This is a genomic window from Sphingobacterium spiritivorum (assembly GCF_016725325.1).
Classification (GTDB): domain Bacteria; phylum Bacteroidota; class Bacteroidia; order Sphingobacteriales; family Sphingobacteriaceae; genus Sphingobacterium.
Window position 1 is genome coordinate 4,724,991 of the sequence record NZ_CP068083.1, and the last position, 19,012, is coordinate 4,744,002.

Consider the following 19,012-nt stretch of genomic DNA (forward strand, 5'->3'; position numbering starts at 1 on the left):
ACGCTCTTCTTTCATACACGCTATACTCAGTAACACTATACTGAATAAAGCCAACAATTTAAATTTAACCCTCATATGAATTTAACTTTATATTAACATAATACGTAAATATAAAGTTAAATTTACAAAACAAAAATATAAAAGAAATTTAATACCCGAAAATAACAAAAAAATTTCTTCAATATATTAACACAAATAAAAAATCAAAAATAAAACAAAATTAATATTAAATTCCACAACCATTTTATCGGCATCAAAACAGAAGAGCCCGCTGGATTGTTATTAGAAAAGAACAATCAATATTAATATGGAAACCAGACACAATTACGAAACGGCAGATGTCGCATTAGCGAAACTACAGGAGAAGGGATATACTATAGATTATAATGTAGAATTCGAAGAAATATATACAAATACAGAGGAATATCAGATTGACTATCTCTACAGGTATGAGGGATCATCCAATCCGGATGATGAATCTACTGTATATGGAATTTCGAACCAAATGAATGGAAAAAAAGGAGTATTTGTCGTTGGCAATTTATCTCTTGTAGAAGGTAAAAAGCGGGATATTATCCTTAATCTGGAATTGAAATATAAAAATAAAACTATGTGATTACATGACCGTTATCCTATAGATGCTTTTCTAAAACATATAAAGCTCAGTTTCTATAGGGAAACTGAGCTTTAATTCTAAACAGGCTGTGCCTAATTTTTAATTCCGGTATATGTTGTTATACTTTTTGCCGGCAAGGTTACAGACAACTCGCCTGCAGCATCCGCACTTACAGCAGTACCTGCAGTCCAGTGGCCAGTGCTTGCATCTGTTGTCTGATAATTCTGCAGACTGGTTGTTCCAAAACCCTGAAGTTTGATCTTACAATTAGCGGCAGTAGTGCCACTATTGATTACTACGCATGTAAATTTGCCTGAAGCCGGATCTTTATAAGCAGATACCATTATATTACTTCCTCCATTCGAGGTTGCTTTAAATCTGTAATATCCCGAATTAATAAATCTTGAATAGTGCCCCATGACGTCATATGTCTTCGGAAAATCAAGCGTCCCGTCACTGTTGGTACAGATTAGCGATTCATTGTTTCGTATAGCCAGCATACCTAACCAGTACACATAGGAGTTCACATTACATTCCGCCAAAAATTTATGCATATTTTTAGCCAGTTTCAATCCTCCGGTCATAGTATTATCATACACCCCGCTATCGTCAGAAGCTTCTGTCACCCATACCGGTTTATTGCCGGTTGCATAATTCCATATTTGCGGATTCTGATTCAAACCACGTTGTCCAAAAATCAAATCCCCTATTTCCACATAACCATGTCCTGCCAATACGTCTACCTTAGATTTATCCATGGAAGACAGAAAACTATTTGCAGTACCCCATGCTGCATTTTCTGAAGAAATAATCTTAACACTCTGCAGTCCTTCATTATTCAATGCCGGTCTTAAATTATTTGTAATAAACTCTCCCAGATTTTTTGGCTTCCAATAGGAAGCATCCCAATCTGAAAATACATTTTCCGGTTCATTGCTTGGAGAAATCCCATAAAAATCGATTCCTGCGTCTTTATAAGCTTTCGTAAATCCGGCTAGATAATTTGCAAATGTAGTCGACGAAGTATTAAAGTTTAAACCATTAAAAAACTTACCGCTTATACTGTTAGGGTTGGTTTTCATATACAATGGAGGCGTCCAGGTACTGGCAAAAATGATCGGAACCTGATGACGCTGTTTTGCAGTTTTCAGAATCCACAATTGTCCCAGCTGTTCCTTCTGATCTTCTGTAAGAGCCTGGTATTGCGTACTGTTTACATCTACATTGATATCCACACCTACAGGTTGAATCGTTACCACTTTAGTTTGTTGATTGAATGGATACGTGTGCAATACTTTTCCTCTCAGCATATTCAGATGCAACCCGGTATTTCCCCATAAATATTCCATTATACTATCTCTTTTACCCGATTCAAAAAACGGAGTTATTCTTCCTCCGAAAGCACCAAATCCCTCAATCTTCTGGTACGTCTGATTCCAGTCCAGTACAACATCCACAACTCCATTTGTCTGAGCAAGAGCATTCGGATTCGGAAGTTTATCATTTACCAAATCTTTTTTTTCGCAACTGCCCAGTACCGACATCGCAAACGCTAAGCCCAGGGCAATCTTTAATTTTTGTGTTTTCATAATTTTGTAATTTCGTGTTTGTTATTTATCTAACTATTTCTGTTATTTTTACTTTTCCGAACGATCAAAATTCACACGGCTCTGTTACCTGACAAAATCTATTGGTTGTATTATAATAATTATGCAGAGCTAAACTAAAAGAAATGAACATTCGAAAATTGAATAATTAACTCATTCTGATTGAACTATTTAATCTTTATTTAAGGAGATAGAAGAACATATGCCTCTGCAGGTTCAGAGGCAGTCAACTTTGATTTAAGATAATGAAATTCAGGACTTACTACTGAGAAAAGACTTATAGCAAACGAATATTCAAATAAAAAAAGCAGATACTGAACAATTAGCTCAACAACTATTGAACTATTTACCAATACTGTAAAAGAGATTTAAATAAGGAGAAGAGATAAGAGTTTAATAATGATAATCTTCAGACCAAAAGATTATATTAAAATTCTCCAAAGGGTTATTTCACGAATAGTTTCTTATCCATCCCTCGTTTCAGATAAAAAAAACAGATTGAGATAAGCTAAGGATATGTATACTTATTATGGCTTCAGGAGTTACCTTTATTTTATTTCTTTAAGTTGCTGATCATATAACCCCACTAACAGGCTGTTGCCATTTTTATCGACCTTTAATGCACCATATTTTGCATTTTCATATTTCTCAGCATGACCTTCCTGAAAGAAAAAAGATTCCGCCCCAAGATTGATATTCCATTCATTCGGCGATGTATATTTAATCAGATATTCGCCCTTATTTAACGGACTTGGATCCCGTTGGAAGCGAACCTTCTGCCCTACTCCATGCTGATCAATTTTTATAACACAATATCCCCTTCTTGGTAACTTTTCGGTTTCCGTATCTATATCCTGAGAAATAGCATAACGCAAAGTCATATAATCCCCCTGCATTAGTGAACGCGGGTCGACAGGAGCCAGCTTCAATAAAACCAACTGACCTTCGTTCAATATTTCTTCTTTCGCCTGGATCGAATATGTAAAATACCCCAGCAACAGAAGCAGATTAAAAAAGATGATAAACCATTTATATTTTTTCATGTTTTGTCAGGCTTTTACGGGTAAATAAATAGAGCGCCAGAAATAGAATTCCTGAAGAGATCAGTAACATGGATTTGGTCAGTAATGTAAAATTAAGGTCGTAGTAATACTGAGAAATAAAATAAATAAAAGCAATCACTCCGACAATCATTCCCGTCTTATAATTCACGTAAAAGCTCAGCAGAATAATCAATATTGCGCCTGAAATTGCCGGAGACCATACAGTAGGTAACAAAACCAGTATGCTAAGAATACAAATTACAGCTCTTTGAACTACATTTACAACATGCAACGTGTCCGACAACTTCAGCATTAAATATATAATGGCCAAAAAGATAATAACAGAAGAAAGCCAGGTATATTCCGGAGACAATGCAATCATTCCCCTCTTGCCTAAAAAGATCAGCAGCACTAAAAATGAAAAGATCAAGCCTGCTCTTAAAGGTTTATAAAGTCTGCATAATGCTTTAGAATTGGTAATAATTTTCGCTTCATTCAGTATAATATAGCTAACCAATCCAGTTAATACAGAAATATGAATATGGATCAGATTGTAGACATCATTAGTAAGAATCAAGCCAAATATACAGCCATTTATGATCAGAATGGATATAAACGAAAGGATGTAGTTATGAACAATAATCAGAGAACAGGAGGCAATGAAAACAAATAGGAGAAGAATATAACTATCTCCTATTTTAAACTCATTAAAACCCATTGTCATAAGTAAAAAGCCGATGATATAAAATAATACAGTCACTGTATCCAGAATAATTTTATCACTTTTCTTATTCACCAGTATAGCTGCCACAATACAAATAAGACCGAGTATAATAAGAGCAATACCGGAGTCATAAAGTCCGCTGATAAACAAAAAACCAACAAACGCCAGACTGGCCAGCAGACCGCCAAATATGGAAAGAATCTTTATTGGCAGAGATTCAACAGATCTGTTTTTCTGGTATGAAGCTATAATCGCTTCTTCATCGCAGACAAATGATTCTTTATTTTCTCTTTTATTTCGGAGATAATCCAATACCTCTATGATCTGCTCTTTATTTTTCATTTGTCCATTTCTTTTGAAGGTCAATCAACTTTTTAATAACCAGTGTTACGCTGATCACAATAAAACCACTCACAGTCAGATACATCATCTCTCCATCTGAAATATGGATGAGCAAACCGGATACAATGATAATAAGACTGAAGGGTATCAGCGAAAGATAGAAGCCGCTTTTCGCCTTCAACCCATACCGGATACCAAAAAAATAAGCTGCAGCTGTCAATAACAATAGCCAGGGAAAAGGACGATGCGGCTCTTCAAATATCCAGAAAATAATGCCCGCAGTAGCAAATGTTGCAGCAGCTAATGCTACTGTATTGGAGAACCATTGCGGGACTATTACATTATTTATAAAACGGGATTGCAGAACGGAAATCAGCAAAGCCATACCATTCACAATAAATAACAACGTGCATACCAGCACTCCGTTCCAGTCTTTTGCCACCTGATCAGTATACATCAGCACGGTAGTATTTATCAAAAGGAGATACAACAACCAAAGCGGGGCATAATTGGCAACTAAAACCCACAAAGTAATAAAGACTGTCCAGGCCAGAAAAAAGTCGTATGCATCTGCTCCGGTCTGATAAATCTGACCGAATACGGCAAACAATACACCGACCAGTACAGCTGCCCCGGTAAGGATTATATTCCGTACTGAAATAGGGATTCCCGGGATCAGAACCAGTACGGTTGTCACAATAATCAACCCTTCTGCAAGACCAATCTTTACAAACTTGTGCAGATCAGCCCAGTTGTAAGCAAAAAAGAAAACAATTCCGGCTACTGTAAAACCAATACCCAGTACCATAAAAAACAAACGCAGAAACTTTTCCCACGCACTTCTGTCACTGAATATATCTTCTTTCAGCACTTCAGCAATTTCTTCCTCTGTCAGATTGCTGTGTCTGCTTATAATATAAATATCTTCCCGTTCTATTTTATTCATTGCATGAACTTAAAAACTATATATAATCTTAATTAGTTGATTACTTTTCATTCCATTACACATTCTTTATTAACTGACAAAAGCACTAACCGACTCTCTCACTTATTCATTTAAATGGTGATACACCTTCCTCGCTATGGATTGTTTTTTATCAGCTAAGTAATTAACAGTTTAAATGGGTGTATTGCCTCTTAAAGATCGAGGAATCTCAATCATATATGATAAAATTCCTATTGAAATAAAAGAGGTGACACATCAGGCTAATGTTCCTTATTACTGTCATTATTTAAAATTTCAGAAATAATTATTTTTTGAACTTGCTCTGCCTCATCGACTAATACAGAATGCCCCGCGTTTTTAAAAGTGTATATATTCTTTTTAGGTGCTTTTAAGATTTTATAGTAATCTTTGGCAACATTACAGTTTGTCTGTAGATCTTTTTCTCCCAAAAAGAAATATACAGGACATTTGATCGTTGGTAATTCTACGAAAAGATTCTGTTTCATTACTTCATTCCACGTTGGCATCCAAGCTTTCGACCAATCTTCCATATATTGCTTCAGCAGCGGCAGGTCTTTTTCTGCGACTGGGTGTCCATCGTAACTTAACATCCATTTCCTTGAATAGTACATGTCTTCGTAACTGTTGAATGGTATTTTAACATTATCCAGTTCTTTCTGAGCTTCTATATTAGCTTTCTCTTTGGCATACAGTTTTAAGTTTTCCAGCAGGATTTGTTCACTTTTTGTTTGGTTGACCACTGGGCTGAACGCAAGATAGCCACTTAAAAGTTCAGGATGTTTTTCTGCCATCTTGAAGCCTAGAACAGTTCCCCAGGATTCTCCAACGAGATACAATTTCCTCTGATTGAATCTTTTTAAAAGTAATTTGATTAATTCAAATGTGTCATTTACCATTAAGTCTAGGGATATCGTTACTAATGATTTATTCAGTGCCTCAGTTCTCCCCGCGCCTCGCTGATCCCATTGAACGACCATAAAATGTTTTTGAAGTATATTGGAAAAAACTTCAGCCTGCTTCATCCTTGAGCTTCCCGGACCGCCGTGTAAGAAAAGAATAACAAGTGCATCTTTACTCCCGCTATAGGAAACAACCTGTTTGATATTACCAATGGAAAGTGTATCGTAAATAGGTGGAGATTGTGCATGTACATTATGAATCAGCGATATCATAATTATAAGTAGACTAAACATTTTAAATTTCTTGAGCATATATATTCTTTGTTTTAATTATTCATAACCTGTTGTGCATTATGATTCAGGTCTTTAGAGATAGAGAACTAAACACCCATTAAATTGATAATCAATAAATTACCCTTATTTAAAATAAGCAACTTAAGAGCAAATTACAAAAGAATATTGGAAGATTCAAAGAAAATACCGTTAGAAAAACTGTTAACTATGCCGCAGAGACATTAAAGAGAAGGCTATATCGGAGCTGGCTTAACCTATGGATTTGGATTTCAAAAGGTATATTAAGCAACAATAGAAAATGGATCAGTAGAAATACCCATGAAAAGTTATAATTGCGGATGTAAATACAGGTAATAAATCAATTCATTTTGCTCTTGCACAGCATTCTCTATATCCGACGCTCTCTTCATGCCCAATTTTTCTAAAAGACGAATAGACTTAAGATTGCTGTTTTTGGTGATTCCCAGCACTTTGTTCTGTATACGATTTTCCCGGATATAGATCAGTAATCTGCTGGCAGCCTCAAAGGCATATCCTTGCTTTTCAAACTCAGGCAACAATGCAAATCCAATATCAGCATCTTCGAGATAAGTGCGCTTAACAAGCGATACCACTCCTACAGGAAGATCATTAGTTATCAAAGAGACCACCCAGTATTGAATAGTCGGCGTTTCGATTATCCGTCTTATGTATGCTTCTGCCTCTTCTATACTGTTGACATTTCTATCGCCAATATTTTCTTTCCATTGATCCGTATTGACCAGCCTCAACATAAATGCTGCATGAATCATGTCTAACCTGCGTAAATTTAACCTCTCCGTTTTCATATTCATACCTTGTTTAACTCGTTAGAGACAACGAATTTAAGGATTAAGCTCCATAAAGCAATACGGTTACCCATTTGCCTAACATTCCATTATATCAAGATATGCGGAATGACAGTTCATCTTTTTTTCTGTTTATTTTAATGCTATATTTAATAGCAATTATTCATACTGTTTGTATAATCCATTTATGAATCCTATGACAGACTCACTAGCTTATCTGTCCAAACATTTCAGAGATGTACACTTTGGGGGCAACTGGACATGCGTCAATCTAAACGATACACTGCAAAATATAGACTGGATACAGGCAACTACTCCTGTTTATAGCCTTAATACAATAGCTATGTTGGTTTTCCATGTTAATTATTATATTGTCGCTATTACAGATGTTCTTACCGGCAAGCCGCTCACCTCTCAGGATAAATTCAGTTTTGATCTGAAACCGATCACTAGTGAAGATGAATGGCAGAATTTAATTCAGAAAACGCTTCATGATGCTGAAAGTTTAGCAGTACTGATTGAAAATCTGAATCCTTCCTGCTTAGATCAGGACTTTACGGATCCCAAATACGGAACATATTATCGTAATCTGCTTGGTGTTATAGAACATACACATTATCATCTGGGGCAGATCAATATTTTGAAAAAAATAATTACAGAAGCAAAGATCAGAGAAAAAGATCAGCCTGAATAACGTGACATTAAAATTGCTATTTGATTACCTGTTATCTGGATAAGGAGAATTTTATATGAACAATAAAAGTTAAATTTGATCATACCAAGAATAAAATAAGATGTCAAAAATATATACTGAAGAAGAACTTAAAGAGATCGCTAATCAACTGGCAAATCCAAATGGAGAATTTGGACTTGTTATCGCTGATAACATGAATGAAAACAATATCGGCATGACACTGGAAACGGTCAGGAATATGGATTTGAGCGATAATGATGAGGTTCTGGAATTAGGGCATGGCAACTGCGGACACCTGAAACTAATATTACAACAAGCGAAATCTATCCACTATCGCGGCCTTGAAATATCTTCTACGATGCATCAGCAGGCCAGTACGGATCATAAGGAAGAAATAAGCCGGGGTCAGGCGTCTTTCCTTTTGTATGATGGCCTGCACATTCCCTTTCAGGACAATCTGTTTGATAAAATACTATCTGTCAACACCCTTTATTTCTGGGAGGATATCCCCGCACTATTAGCAGAGATCAGACGTGTGTTAAAACCGCAAGGCTGTGCTGCCATCACATTCGCAGACCGTGCTTTTATGGAGACTTTACCTTTTACTAAATTCGGGTTCAATCTGTTTGATCTGGAGAAATTCAAAACAGCAATCGCAGAAAGCGACTTCATTCTGAAAAGTGCGTTGAAAAGAGCTGAGTATGTAAACAGTAAAACCGGAGATCCCGTTTTGAGAGAATACTGGATAGCAATTTTATCTCCCGATAATGAACACCCTAAAACAGAAAAGCCCTTAACAACATAATTATATTTAACAATTACGCTAAACCATTTTTCGATATATTTGTCCATTATAGAAATAATATTAGTTTTATGAAAAAAATCGCACCTCTTCTGATGTGTTTCTTAATGGTCACATCTGCGATCAGTACACTGGCTCAAAGCAAGACCTTTAACATGGAGATTAAAGAGAATAAAGCAGACTGTAGTGGTGTAGGTCGAATGAAATGTTACCTGGTCAAGTATCACAACAGTAAAGACTGGGAATATTTTTACGCACCGATTGATAATTTTGACTATTCGGAAGGATTCCGGTACAAGGTAAAAGTAAAACGCAGCAAATTGAGCAATGTTCCTGCAGATGCTTCATCTTACAAATATGAAGTAGTAAAAGTAATCAGTAAGAAAAAAATCAGAGATTCTAATGATCAGAGTGAAGAGATCACTATGATGGTCAAAGAGAATCGCGTAGACTGTACAGGTGTAGGACGTATGAAATGTTATATGGTTAAGTATAACAACAGCAAAGACTGGGAATATTTTTATTCTGGCTTTCAGCATTTCAATTACGAAGAAGGATATCGTTATAAATTACTGGTAAAACGCACGAAACTAAAAAATGTACCGGCTGATGCTTCTTCCTATACCTATGATGTAATCAAAATACTGAGTAAAACAAAAGCAGGTAATATCAAAGAAGAAAATACAGCTCTCGCATTTCTTGAAAAACATACATGGAAACTTTTATCTCTTCGCGGAAAGCTGCAGGAGAACAGTGGTGCATTTATGAATTTCGACATTGACAAGAATAGTGTCAGTGGTAATTCCAGCTGTAATAATTATTTCGGAACTGTACGCTTCAATGGAAATAAGATCGCATTTACCAATGTAGGGAGCACACAGAAAGCATGCCTCAATGATAATATAGAAAGAGAGTTTTTTGATCTGCTATCGCTTAACGGCCTGACCTATGATATAGCTGAACAGACTTTCAATCTATATCATGAGCAAAAACTCATTGCCATATTTGGTATGACCCAAAAGAATTAAGCCATTGTTTATATGAACAAAGAAAGCCGTACTGAGATTCAGTACGGCTTTCTTTCTTAACGATTTTTAGAAACAGGTTTATCTTGTAAGACTATACGATTTCGTCGGAATATACATACCGTATTTCTTCCCGAAGATTGTAATGTGAAGACATCACCTCTCCATAAGCTCCGGCTGTACGTATCGCAATCAGATCTCCTCTTTTGCTCACCGGTAATGGAACTTCCTTCCCAAAACAATCTGAACTCTCGCAGATTGGTCCGACGACATCATAGTTGATTTCATCCTGATCCGACTCTCCTACTCTTTCTATCTTATGATATGCCTGATATAGTGCCGGACGCATTAATTCTGTCATACCGGCATCCAGTATAAGAAAATTCTTCTTGATACCACTCTTTGTATATAACACGCGGCTTAGGAGACTTCCACATTGTGCTACTAATGCCCTTCCAAGTTCAAAATGTACTTCCTGATGAGGATTGCGTTCTAAAAATTTGTCAAAAATATCAAAGTAAGCTTCAAAATCTGTAATGGGATTACCATCAGGGTCTTTATAATCGACACCTAATCCGCCGCCTACATTTAAGACCCTGATCGTAGTACCCCTTTCTTCAAACCAGTTCTTCCATTCATTGACCTTTACACAAAGGCTTTTAAACACGTTCAGATCAACGATCTGCGAACCAATATGAAAGTGTAATCCCACGAGATTAAGATGCTTGGATTCTCTTAATATAGCAGCAGATTTTTCGAGCTCAGAATTAGGAATGCCGAATTTATTTTCATCCAGTCCCGTTGTGATATAATGATGTGTCTGTGCATCTACATTCGGATTTATTCGCAGCGATACATTTGCAATCTGTCCGGTCTCCCCTGCCAAAGCATTGATGACCTCCATCTCTTCAATAGACTCGACATTGAATGCAAATATCTCATGTGCCAATGCATAGCGGATTTCTTTATCCGATTTACCGACGCCGGCAAATGTAATTTTATCAGCTTTAAAACCCGTTTCAATAGATTTCTTTACCTCATTACCGCTTACACAATCCGCTCCAAAACCTTTGGCCTGGATAAGCTGAAGAATACGGTCATTGAAATTAGCTTTCAGGGCATAATGCACGTGAAATCCTCTTTTATTTGCCGCTGCTGCACACGCATCCAGTGTGCGTTCCAGCAAACTCATATCATAGTAATAAAATGGCGTCTCCTGATGCTCGAAAGAAGCCAGTTGTTTCGTACTGAACATATGGATATTAAAATAAACGGTTGTGTAATGAACGTAATGCCTCAGTTTTGTATTCAGAATCCATCAGGATCGAAACATTATAGTCCGAACCACCATAGGAAATCATACGAATAGGCAGATGCTTTACAGCATCCAGTACACGCGCTGCATATCCATGTGTATTTTGACCGAAGTCACCAACGACACATACGATAGTTTGATTTTCATCTGCCGATACCGTTCCGAAATCTTCCACTTCTTTAATAATATCTGCCAGATGAGTAGTATCATCAATAGAAAGAGAAACAGCCACTTCCGATGTGGTAATCATATCTATAGGAGTCTTGTATCTTTCAAAGATCTCAAACACTTTACGCAAGAAACCATATGCGAGCAACATTCTGGATGAATGAATATGAATAGCGGTGATATTATCTTTTGCTGCGATAGCCCGGATGATTCCTTTCTGCGCTCCATCTTTACTGATCAGCGTTCCGGCAGCTTTCGGATCCATTGTATTCAATACGCGCACAGGTACATTATACTTCTGTGCAGGAAATACAGATTGCGGATGCAAGATCTTCGCTCCGAAATAAGCCAGCTCTGCAGCTTCATTGAAACTCAGATGTGCGATAGGTGTAGTATTCTTTACGACACGGGGATCATTGTTGTGCATACCGTCTATATCCGTCCATATCTGTACTTCATCCGCCTGAATAGCAGCACCAATCAGCGATGCCGTATAGTCAGATCCTCCTCTGCGCAGGTTATCGATCTCCCCAAAAGAGTTACGGCAAATGAATCCCTGCGTAATAAACAGCGTATTGTCCGGATATTTAGCAAGTAAGGCGTTCAATTTCTCGCCGATATAACTGACCATAGGTTCGTTATCCTCATCGATTTTCATAAAATCCAATGCCGGCAACAACACAGAAGGGACACCGATCTCATTCAGATGAAAGTGAAACAAAGCAGTAGAAATCAGCTCTCCCTGAGCCAGAACCACTTTTTCCTCTATCGGCGTAAAGTGCTCGTTAGAAAGAGAACCAATAAAATCAAAATGATAATCAATAAGATCTTTACCGTTTTTGTATCCCTGATCTGTTGTGAAAAGTTCTTTAATCAGTGACTCATACTTATCCTTATGCTGCTTGATCAGTTGCTTGGCCTCGTCCTTCTTACCTACCAGATAAGCCTGACTGATTTCGACTAAAGCATTTGTTGTTCCTGCTACAGCAGACAACACTACGATCTGACGTTCAGAAGGGTTTACAATATCTAACAACCCTTTGATACGTGCAGCACTTCCGACAGATGTGCCTCCAAATTTTAGAATTTTCATATTTAAAAAAATGTATAAAACAGTTTTATGTTTTGCGCGGTGAATATACAAAAAAAGTAATGCTATTAAACAAAAACGGCACAAAGTGTAAACTTACGCTTTGTGCCGTAAATTATGATTTACAACAATTACTTCTTCAGTTGCTGAATAATTAAAGTGGCAAGTTCTTCACCTATGCGTTCCTGAGCCTCATTTGTAGCCGCTCCGATATGCGGTGTCAATGAGATCTTTGCATGCTGAAGGATTCCCGCACGAGGTGCCGGTTCATCATCAAAAACATCCAGTGCAGCAAAAGAAACTTTTCCTGCATCCAGAGCTTCTATTAATGCAAGCTCGTCAATCACACCGCCACGTGAAGCATTGACTAAGGCTACTCCGTCTTTTAATAATGGAAACTCCTCTTTGCCAATTACAGGTTTATCTGTAAACGGCACATGTAAGGAGATAAAATCAGAAACACTGAAAAGCTCCTGCAGACCGACTTGTTTCACCGGTACTTCTACCTTGATACCTCCTGAGAGTGAAAGCTCCAGAGAGGTTGGGCCATCGTACAGATCAGAAAAAACAACATCCATACCAAGTCCTAAAGCAATTTTAGCCGTTTCACGGCCTATACGTCCGAAACCTACTATACCAATTGTTTTACCACGTAATTCAATACCTTTGGCATACGCTTTTTTCAGACCAGCAAAGTTAGTTGATCCCTCAACAGGCATTTTACGGTTTGCATCGAATAAGAAACGTACACCGTTAAGAAGATGTGCAAATACTAATTCAGCAACAGAAAGAGAAGATGCAGCCGGCGTATTGATAACAGCTATACCTTTACTACGCGCATAATCCACATCAATATTATCCATTCCGACCCCGCCTCTACCAATTACCTTGATATTCGGGCAGGCATCAATAAGAGCTTGTCTTACTTTAGTAGCACTACGTACCGTAATTGCATCGTAATTATTCAGCTTTGCAGCTAATTCCTCTTGCGGAATATGATTTGTATCTACCTCAAATCCGGCATCTTCCAATAATTTCTTTCCGATTGGATCGATTCCGTCATTTGCTAATATTTTCATCAGTACTAATTTATTTTATAATGTGAGGAAACCATCTGATATATTCTTTACAGCTTGTGCTTGTAAAAATCAGGATGATTTCATCTGTAATCTTATTATTTATACTTTTCTTCAAACTCCTGCATAGTGTCTACCAATGCATTTACGGAGGAAATACTCAATGCATTATAGATAGAAGCACGGAAACCTCCTACAGAACGGTGACCTTTCAGTCCGATATGACCACGTTCTTTAGCTAATTCCAGAAATTCACCTTCCAGTTCCGGATTATTCATCACGAAAGTAACATTCATTCTGGAACGGTCTTCTACTTCTGCTGTACCTTTGAACAGTGAATTGCGGTCAATCTCATCGTACAATGTACGTGCTTTCACGATATTTTCCTGTTCAATAACAGATATACCACCTTTAGCTTTCAACCAACGCAGATTGAGCATAGATACATAGATAGAATATACAGGAGGCGTGTTGTACATAGATCCGCCTTTAATATGACTGTCATAATCAAAGATACTTGGAAGTGTACGTCCTGTTTTACCCAGAAGGTCATCTTTAACGATAACAAGCGTAACACCGGCAGGTCCCATATTCTTTTGAGCTCCTGCGTAGATCAGACCATAGTCAGCAACATTGATCTCCCGACTTAAAATATCTGAAGACATATCAGCGACTACCGGTACAGCCGATTGAGGGATATCAAATACCTCCGTACCGTAGATCGTATTATTAGTAGTATAATGGAAATAAGCAGCATCCGAAGGTACAGTGATGTTCTTCGGAATGTAAGTATAATTGCGGTCACTGGAAGAAGCGATCACTTCTACCTGCCCTATTTTCTTAGCTTCTTTAGCAGCTTTAGTAGCCCAAACTCCCGTATCGAAATAGGCAGCTTTTCCACCTTCTGGCAGAAGATTTAACGGCACCATAGCAAATTGTGTACTTGCACCACCTTGCAGAAATAAAATGGAATACCCTTGCGGCACATTCAACAATTCACGAACTAAGCGTTCCGTCTCCGAGATTACAGCTTCAAAATCTTTGGAACGGTGCGAAATTTCTAAAATTGATAATCCTGTGTTATTGAAATCGATAACAGCCTGTGCAGCTTCTTGAAAAACCTCCTTCGGCAAAATACATGGCCCTGCTCCAAAATTGTGTTTCATGGATATAAAATTTTAATTGATGATTTTGTAATGGAAGACAATCGTTTGCCTAATCCATTGCAAAGGTAGAACTATTTTTACAAATTTTTCACACATATTACACTTTTATTAAAAACGATTTAAGACATTTCCGCTATTGATATGAAATTACTACGATTTTAACCCAATTGAATATAAATTATCACGAAGCAATATTGATTTTTGTACTTTACTAAAAATCACCGGATTACAATCCCTAAACATCATATATTTATCATGATTTCGCTTACAGATACTATTTAGTCTAAATAATTCATAAATTCACAGCTTTAAACTGAATGACAATATGAAAGTATATATATCCAGAAATGTACCACAGGAAGGATTGGATTATCTGAGCGAACATGGTCTGAGCTACACTGTCAATACGGAAAATAAAAAACTGACACAAGAAGAACTGATAAGGGAGTGTCAATCTGCTGATCTTTTATTAAATGTAGGCGGAGTACGTCTGGATCAACATTTTTTTGATAATTGTGCTCATCTTAAAGGTGTAGCACTGGCTAGCGTAGGCTACGACCATGTAGATATGGATGCTGCCAGCAAAGCCGGAATTCCGGTAAGCAACACTCCGGACGTACTTAGTGGAGCTACTGCGGATGTTGCATTCTTATTAATGCTGGCTGTATCCAGAAAAGCTTTCTACAGAGCAAATGAAATCAGAGAGGGAAAGTGGAATGATTTTGAGTTTACAAAAGACCTTGGAATAGAACTTAACGGAAAGACATTAGGTATCTATGGATTAGGCAGGATTGGTCTTGAGCTTGCCCGTAAAGCACAGGCTGCATACGGAATGAAGATTATCTATCACAATCGTCATCCCAATGAAACAGCTAAACGTGTCCTGAATGCCGAATATGTCAACTTTGATGAGCTCCTGACGCAAAGTGATGTGCTTTCTGTACATGCCAACCTGAGCCCGGAGACACAATATCGCTTTAATAAGGAAACATTTGCCAGAATGAAAAAATCGGCTATTCTGATCAATACAGGACGTGGCAGAATCGTTCACGAACAAGATCTGTACACTGCTCTGGTAAACGGAGACATATGGGGAGCCGGATTGGACGTGACAGATCCTGAACCTATGAATGCGGATAGTCCATTACTTACACTTCCATCGGTATGCGTACTGCCGCATATCGGATCAGCGACAATCGAGACACGAACTAATATGATAAAAATGGCTGCAAATAATCTGATAGCAGCCTCTAAATCAAACCATATGCCTCAGATTGTTAACGGGGAAGTTTACAAAGCATAAAAAATCACCTGTTCAATGAAAAAACACTTCATATCTTTATAAAAAAACAGCCATTCAAATGAAATCAAAAATCTTCTCAATCTTACTGTTAACTGTCATCAACAGTTTTTCTATTCTGACCTATGCTCAAAAAGCAGAAACCTATCGTGTAGATGGATCAAAATCCTCTATTACATGGAAAGGTGATAAAGTTAGCGGCTCGCATACCGGAACAGTCGACCTGACTACCGGCACACTCGATTTTACCGGAAAAAAACTTACGGGTGGTGGTTTTGTGATCAATATGGCCAGCATTAAGGATGCGGACAAAAGTGCCGGACTTGAAAAACACCTGAAAGCAGATGATTTCTTTGGTGTAGAAAAATTCCCAACCGCTAACTTTATTATCAAAAAAGTGGAAGGTAGCGGCAATAATGTAAATATTACGGGTAACCTGACATTAAAAGGTGTTACACAATCCATCAGCTTTCCGGCTACAATCACCTGGAATAATGATAAAACAATCAGTGCTACTGCTGATAAAATCACGGTGGACAGAACAAAATTTGGTATTCAATATAAATCAAAATCCATCTTCTCAGATATAGGTGATAAGTTTATTTATGATGAATTCACCTTATCGGTAAAGCTGATAGCCAAAAAATAATTTGCAAGACAATTCCCGGTGGAATCTGTAGAGAACAAAAAAATCCCCGTTCAAAAAACGGGGATTTTCTTTTATAATCTTAGTATAAGATCAGTCTGCAAACAAACCGATTAATTATTTGCTAAACTAGGTACGTTTACGACCTCATTTGTGTCCGCTTCATAGTCAATACCGTCCACATTGAAACCAAACAAATTAAAGAATTCATCACGGTATCCTTTGATATCACTGATGTCGCTTAGATTTTCGGTAGTGACCTGATCCCATAACTTAGCAACTTCTTCCTGTACATCTTCACGCATTTCCAGATCATCGATACGAATACGTCCTTTATCATCGGTAGGAATAGTACTGTCTAAGTATAATCTTTCCGCAAACAAACGCTGAATCTGCTCGATAGTACCTTCGTGAATACCTTTTTCTTTCATCACTTTATACAATAATGAAATATAAAGAGGAACTACCGGAATCGCAGAACTGGACTGTGTTACCAGTGCTTTATTAACCGAAACATAAGAAATACCATGCAGATCTTTCAATAAATCGTTGATCACAGGTACGGTAGCTTCCAAATCGTCTTTAGCTTTTCCGATTGTACCGTTTCTATAAATAGGATACGTCAGCTTAGGGCCAATATAAGAATAAGCGACTGTCTTCACTCCTTCTGCCAATACGCCGGCAGCTTTCAGATCTTCAATCCAGAATTTCCAGTCTTCACCTCCCATTACAGCTACAGTATTCGCGATATCTTCTTCATTCTCAATAGGCTGAATGGAAATATCAGAAACTACTCCGGTATGGAAATCTACTGTTTTATCTGTAAAGGGCTGACTGATAGGTTTCAATACTGACGCATAACTAACACCATTTTTAGGATTAGTACGACGCGGAGACGCTAAAGAATACACAACCAGATCCACCTGACCCAAATCTCTTTTAATAAGGTCAATTACCTCTTTTTTGATTTCATCAGAGAATGCATCGCCATTGATACTTTTCGCATACAATCCGGCTTCTTTAGCTTCATTTTCAAAAGCTGCTGAATTATACCAGCCTGCAGTACCCGGCTTACCTTCTGTAGCAGGTTTCTCAAAGAAAACGCCAATAGTAGCTGCTCCCGAACCGAAGGCAGCTGTAATACGGGATGCTATACCGAAGCCTGTAGAAGCACCTATTACTAATACTTTCTTAGGACCATCTGTGATAGTACCTTTCGATTTCACATATTCAATTTGATTTTTAATGTTTTGTGCAGCTCCTTCCGGATGCGAAGTCAAACATATAAATCCTCTCGTTCTTGGTTGTATGATCATGCGCTAACTTTTTACAGTTTTAATTTTGATATATGATACAAAATAAACAATTTTCAATTTAAAAAAGAGATTTATTCTTACAATAAATACAGGTTTGATCTTTTATCCGCCAACTGAAATTCCTATTTTCGGAACCTCATATGCTTATATAATTATCTAAATCAATACTATGCCGAACAAAATCAGGATATCTCCGATTTTTTTGGGAGTAATATCTTCCCTGTTTTTTGCCGCTACTTTTGTCCTTAACAGAGCAATGTCTCTGGATGGCGGACACTGGATCTGGTCGGCCGCATTCCGCTTTGTATGGATGCTCCCCCTGCTCATGATCATTGTCGGTTTCCGAAAAGGCTTAAAATCAACTTTTATCGCTATCAGGGCCAATTTCTGGTCCTGGATACTGTGGAGCACCGTAGGATTCGGGATATTCTACAGTACACTGACTTTCGGAGCAAAGTTTGGCCCCTCCTGGTTAGTCGCCAGCACTTTTGAGACCACTATTATATTCGGGATGCTGCTTGCTCCTTTGTTGAGCCCGCGTGCAGCAAACCAGATTTCTAAAGGATCACTGGCATTTTCGGCTCTTATTATTTTAGGAATTATTATTATGCAGATCAGTCAGGCTAAATTTACCAGCTGGGCTGATATTGCTATGGGTACTATTCCTGTCCTGATAGCAGCGATCGCTTATCCACTCGGAAACCGTAAGATGATGATGGTCACTGACGGCAAACTGGACGCTTATCAAAGAACATTAGGTATGACCATTTGCAGCATGCCTTTTTGGATTATCCTGTGCTTCTTTGCCTATCAACAAGATGGACTGCCTTCTTCCGGACAGCTGACACAGACTTTCATCGTCGCATTATCTTCAGGAGTCATTGCTACTGTTCTATTTTTTACCGCAACAGACCGCGTACGCAACAGTCCGCATAAACTTGCTGCTGTAGAGGCTACCCAGTCTATGGAAGTTATCTTTGCATTGATCGGCGAACTGCTGATTCTTCATGGTGCATTTCCGGATATGTATTCTTTGGCCGGAATAGTATTAGTGATAGCAGGTATGATCTTACATAGCCGGCATACAACCTGATC

The 19,012-nt window shown here is 37.8% G+C and carries 18 protein-coding genes; 7 read left to right on the forward strand and 11 right to left on the reverse strand.

Annotated elements, in window-relative coordinates; translation table 11 throughout:
• The first annotated feature begins 307 nt into the window (after positions 1-307).
• A complete protein-coding gene (locus I6J02_RS19840; protein WP_201679493.1) occupies positions 308-616 on the forward strand; it encodes a hypothetical protein in 309 nt (102 codons plus the stop codon).
• A gap of 92 nt (positions 617-708) precedes the next feature.
• Here the strand turns inward: I6J02_RS19840 and I6J02_RS19845 are convergent, their stop codons facing one another.
• The 6 genes from I6J02_RS19845 to I6J02_RS19870 all read right to left on the reverse strand — a co-directional run bounded on the left by I6J02_RS19845 (position 709) and on the right by I6J02_RS19870 (position 7,325).
• Complete coding sequence (locus I6J02_RS19845; protein WP_201679494.1) at positions 709-2,205, reverse strand: glycoside hydrolase; 1,497 nt, start codon at positions 2,203-2,205, stop codon at positions 709-711.
• A gap of 566 nt (positions 2,206-2,771) precedes the next feature.
• Positions 2,772-3,266, reverse strand: a complete 495-nt coding sequence (locus tag I6J02_RS19850; protein WP_201679495.1) for a GDYXXLXY domain-containing protein — start codon at positions 3,264-3,266, stop codon at positions 2,772-2,774.
• The gene (locus tag I6J02_RS19855; RefSeq protein WP_201679496.1) at positions 3,253-4,332 is read right to left on the reverse strand and encodes a DUF4401 domain-containing protein; all 1,080 of its coding nucleotides are present in this window, start codon (positions 4,330-4,332) and stop codon (positions 3,253-3,255) included. The genes I6J02_RS19850 and I6J02_RS19855 overlap by 14 nt, the downstream gene beginning before the upstream one ends.
• Positions 4,322-5,278 (reverse strand): DUF2157 domain-containing protein, encoded by a 957-nt coding sequence (locus I6J02_RS19860; RefSeq protein ID WP_201679497.1) that lies wholly within the window; start codon positions 5,276-5,278, stop codon positions 4,322-4,324. Before I6J02_RS19860 ends, I6J02_RS19855 begins: the two co-directional genes overlap by 11 nt.
• 260 nt (positions 5,279-5,538) lie before the next feature.
• Positions 5,539-6,471: an alpha/beta fold hydrolase gene (locus I6J02_RS19865; RefSeq protein ID WP_201679498.1), complete on the reverse strand. Its 933-nt coding sequence runs from the start codon at positions 6,469-6,471 to the stop codon at positions 5,539-5,541.
• Between the two features lie 347 nt (positions 6,472-6,818).
• A complete protein-coding gene (locus I6J02_RS19870; RefSeq protein ID WP_201679499.1) occupies positions 6,819-7,325 on the reverse strand; it encodes a GNAT family N-acetyltransferase in 507 nt (168 codons plus the stop codon).
• 190 nt (positions 7,326-7,515) lie between these two features.
• On the opposite strand from I6J02_RS19870, the gene I6J02_RS19875 reads away from it, so the two are divergent.
• The 3 genes from I6J02_RS19875 to I6J02_RS19885 all read left to right on the forward strand — a co-directional run bounded on the left by I6J02_RS19875 (position 7,516) and on the right by I6J02_RS19885 (position 9,843).
• A complete protein-coding gene (locus tag I6J02_RS19875) occupies positions 7,516-8,013 on the forward strand; it encodes a DUF1572 domain-containing protein (RefSeq protein ID WP_201679500.1) in 498 nt (165 codons plus the stop codon).
• Positions 8,014-8,113: 100 nt separating this feature from the next.
• Positions 8,114-8,818, forward strand: coding sequence for a class I SAM-dependent methyltransferase (locus tag I6J02_RS19880; RefSeq protein WP_201679501.1), 705 nt, complete (start codon positions 8,114-8,116; stop codon positions 8,816-8,818).
• 68 nt (positions 8,819-8,886) lie between these two features.
• Positions 8,887-9,843: a DUF4377 domain-containing protein gene (locus I6J02_RS19885; RefSeq protein WP_201679502.1), complete on the forward strand. Its 957-nt coding sequence runs from the start codon at positions 8,887-8,889 to the stop codon at positions 9,841-9,843.
• 91 nt (positions 9,844-9,934) lie between these two features.
• On the opposite strand, the gene lysA is transcribed toward I6J02_RS19885, so the two are convergent.
• The 4 genes from lysA to serC form a co-directional block, all read right to left on the reverse strand.
• The gene (lysA, locus tag I6J02_RS19890) at positions 9,935-11,095 is read right to left on the reverse strand and encodes a diaminopimelate decarboxylase (protein WP_201679503.1); all 1,161 of its coding nucleotides are present in this window, start codon (positions 11,093-11,095) and stop codon (positions 9,935-9,937) included.
• Between the two features lie 7 nt (positions 11,096-11,102).
• Positions 11,103-12,416, reverse strand: a complete 1,314-nt coding sequence (locus tag I6J02_RS19895) for an aspartate kinase (protein ID WP_002994702.1) — start codon at positions 12,414-12,416, stop codon at positions 11,103-11,105.
• A 128-nt stretch (positions 12,417-12,544) separates the two neighbouring features.
• Positions 12,545-13,492 carry a D-2-hydroxyacid dehydrogenase gene (locus I6J02_RS19900; RefSeq protein WP_201679504.1) on the reverse strand — a complete coding sequence of 316 codons (948 nt, stop codon included), beginning with the start codon at positions 13,490-13,492 and terminating at the stop codon, positions 12,545-12,547.
• A 95-nt stretch (positions 13,493-13,587) separates the two neighbouring features.
• Positions 13,588-14,655: a 3-phosphoserine/phosphohydroxythreonine transaminase gene (gene serC / locus I6J02_RS19905; RefSeq protein WP_201679505.1), complete on the reverse strand. Its 1,068-nt coding sequence runs from the start codon at positions 14,653-14,655 to the stop codon at positions 13,588-13,590.
• A 325-nt stretch (positions 14,656-14,980) separates the two neighbouring features.
• Here serC and I6J02_RS19910 point away from each other — a divergent pair, with 325 nt between their 5' ends.
• Positions 14,981-15,958 carry a 2-hydroxyacid dehydrogenase gene (locus I6J02_RS19910; protein WP_201679506.1) on the forward strand — a complete coding sequence of 326 codons (978 nt, stop codon included), beginning with the start codon at positions 14,981-14,983 and terminating at the stop codon, positions 15,956-15,958.
• A 58-nt stretch (positions 15,959-16,016) separates the two neighbouring features.
• Entirely contained in the window at positions 16,017-16,604 is a 588-nt protein-coding gene (locus I6J02_RS19915; protein ID WP_201679507.1) for a YceI family protein, read from the forward strand.
• Between the two features lie 110 nt (positions 16,605-16,714).
• On the opposite strand, the gene fabV is transcribed toward I6J02_RS19915, so the two are convergent.
• Entirely contained in the window at positions 16,715-17,917 is a 1,203-nt protein-coding gene (fabV, locus tag I6J02_RS19920; protein ID WP_201679508.1) for an enoyl-ACP reductase FabV, read from the reverse strand.
• A gap of 169 nt (positions 17,918-18,086) precedes the next feature.
• Between fabV and I6J02_RS19925 the strand changes: the two genes are divergently transcribed.
• Entirely contained in the window at positions 18,087-19,010 is a 924-nt protein-coding gene (locus tag I6J02_RS19925; RefSeq protein ID WP_201679509.1) for a multidrug resistance efflux transporter family protein, read from the forward strand.
• The last annotated feature ends 2 nt before the right edge of the window (positions 19,011-19,012 follow it).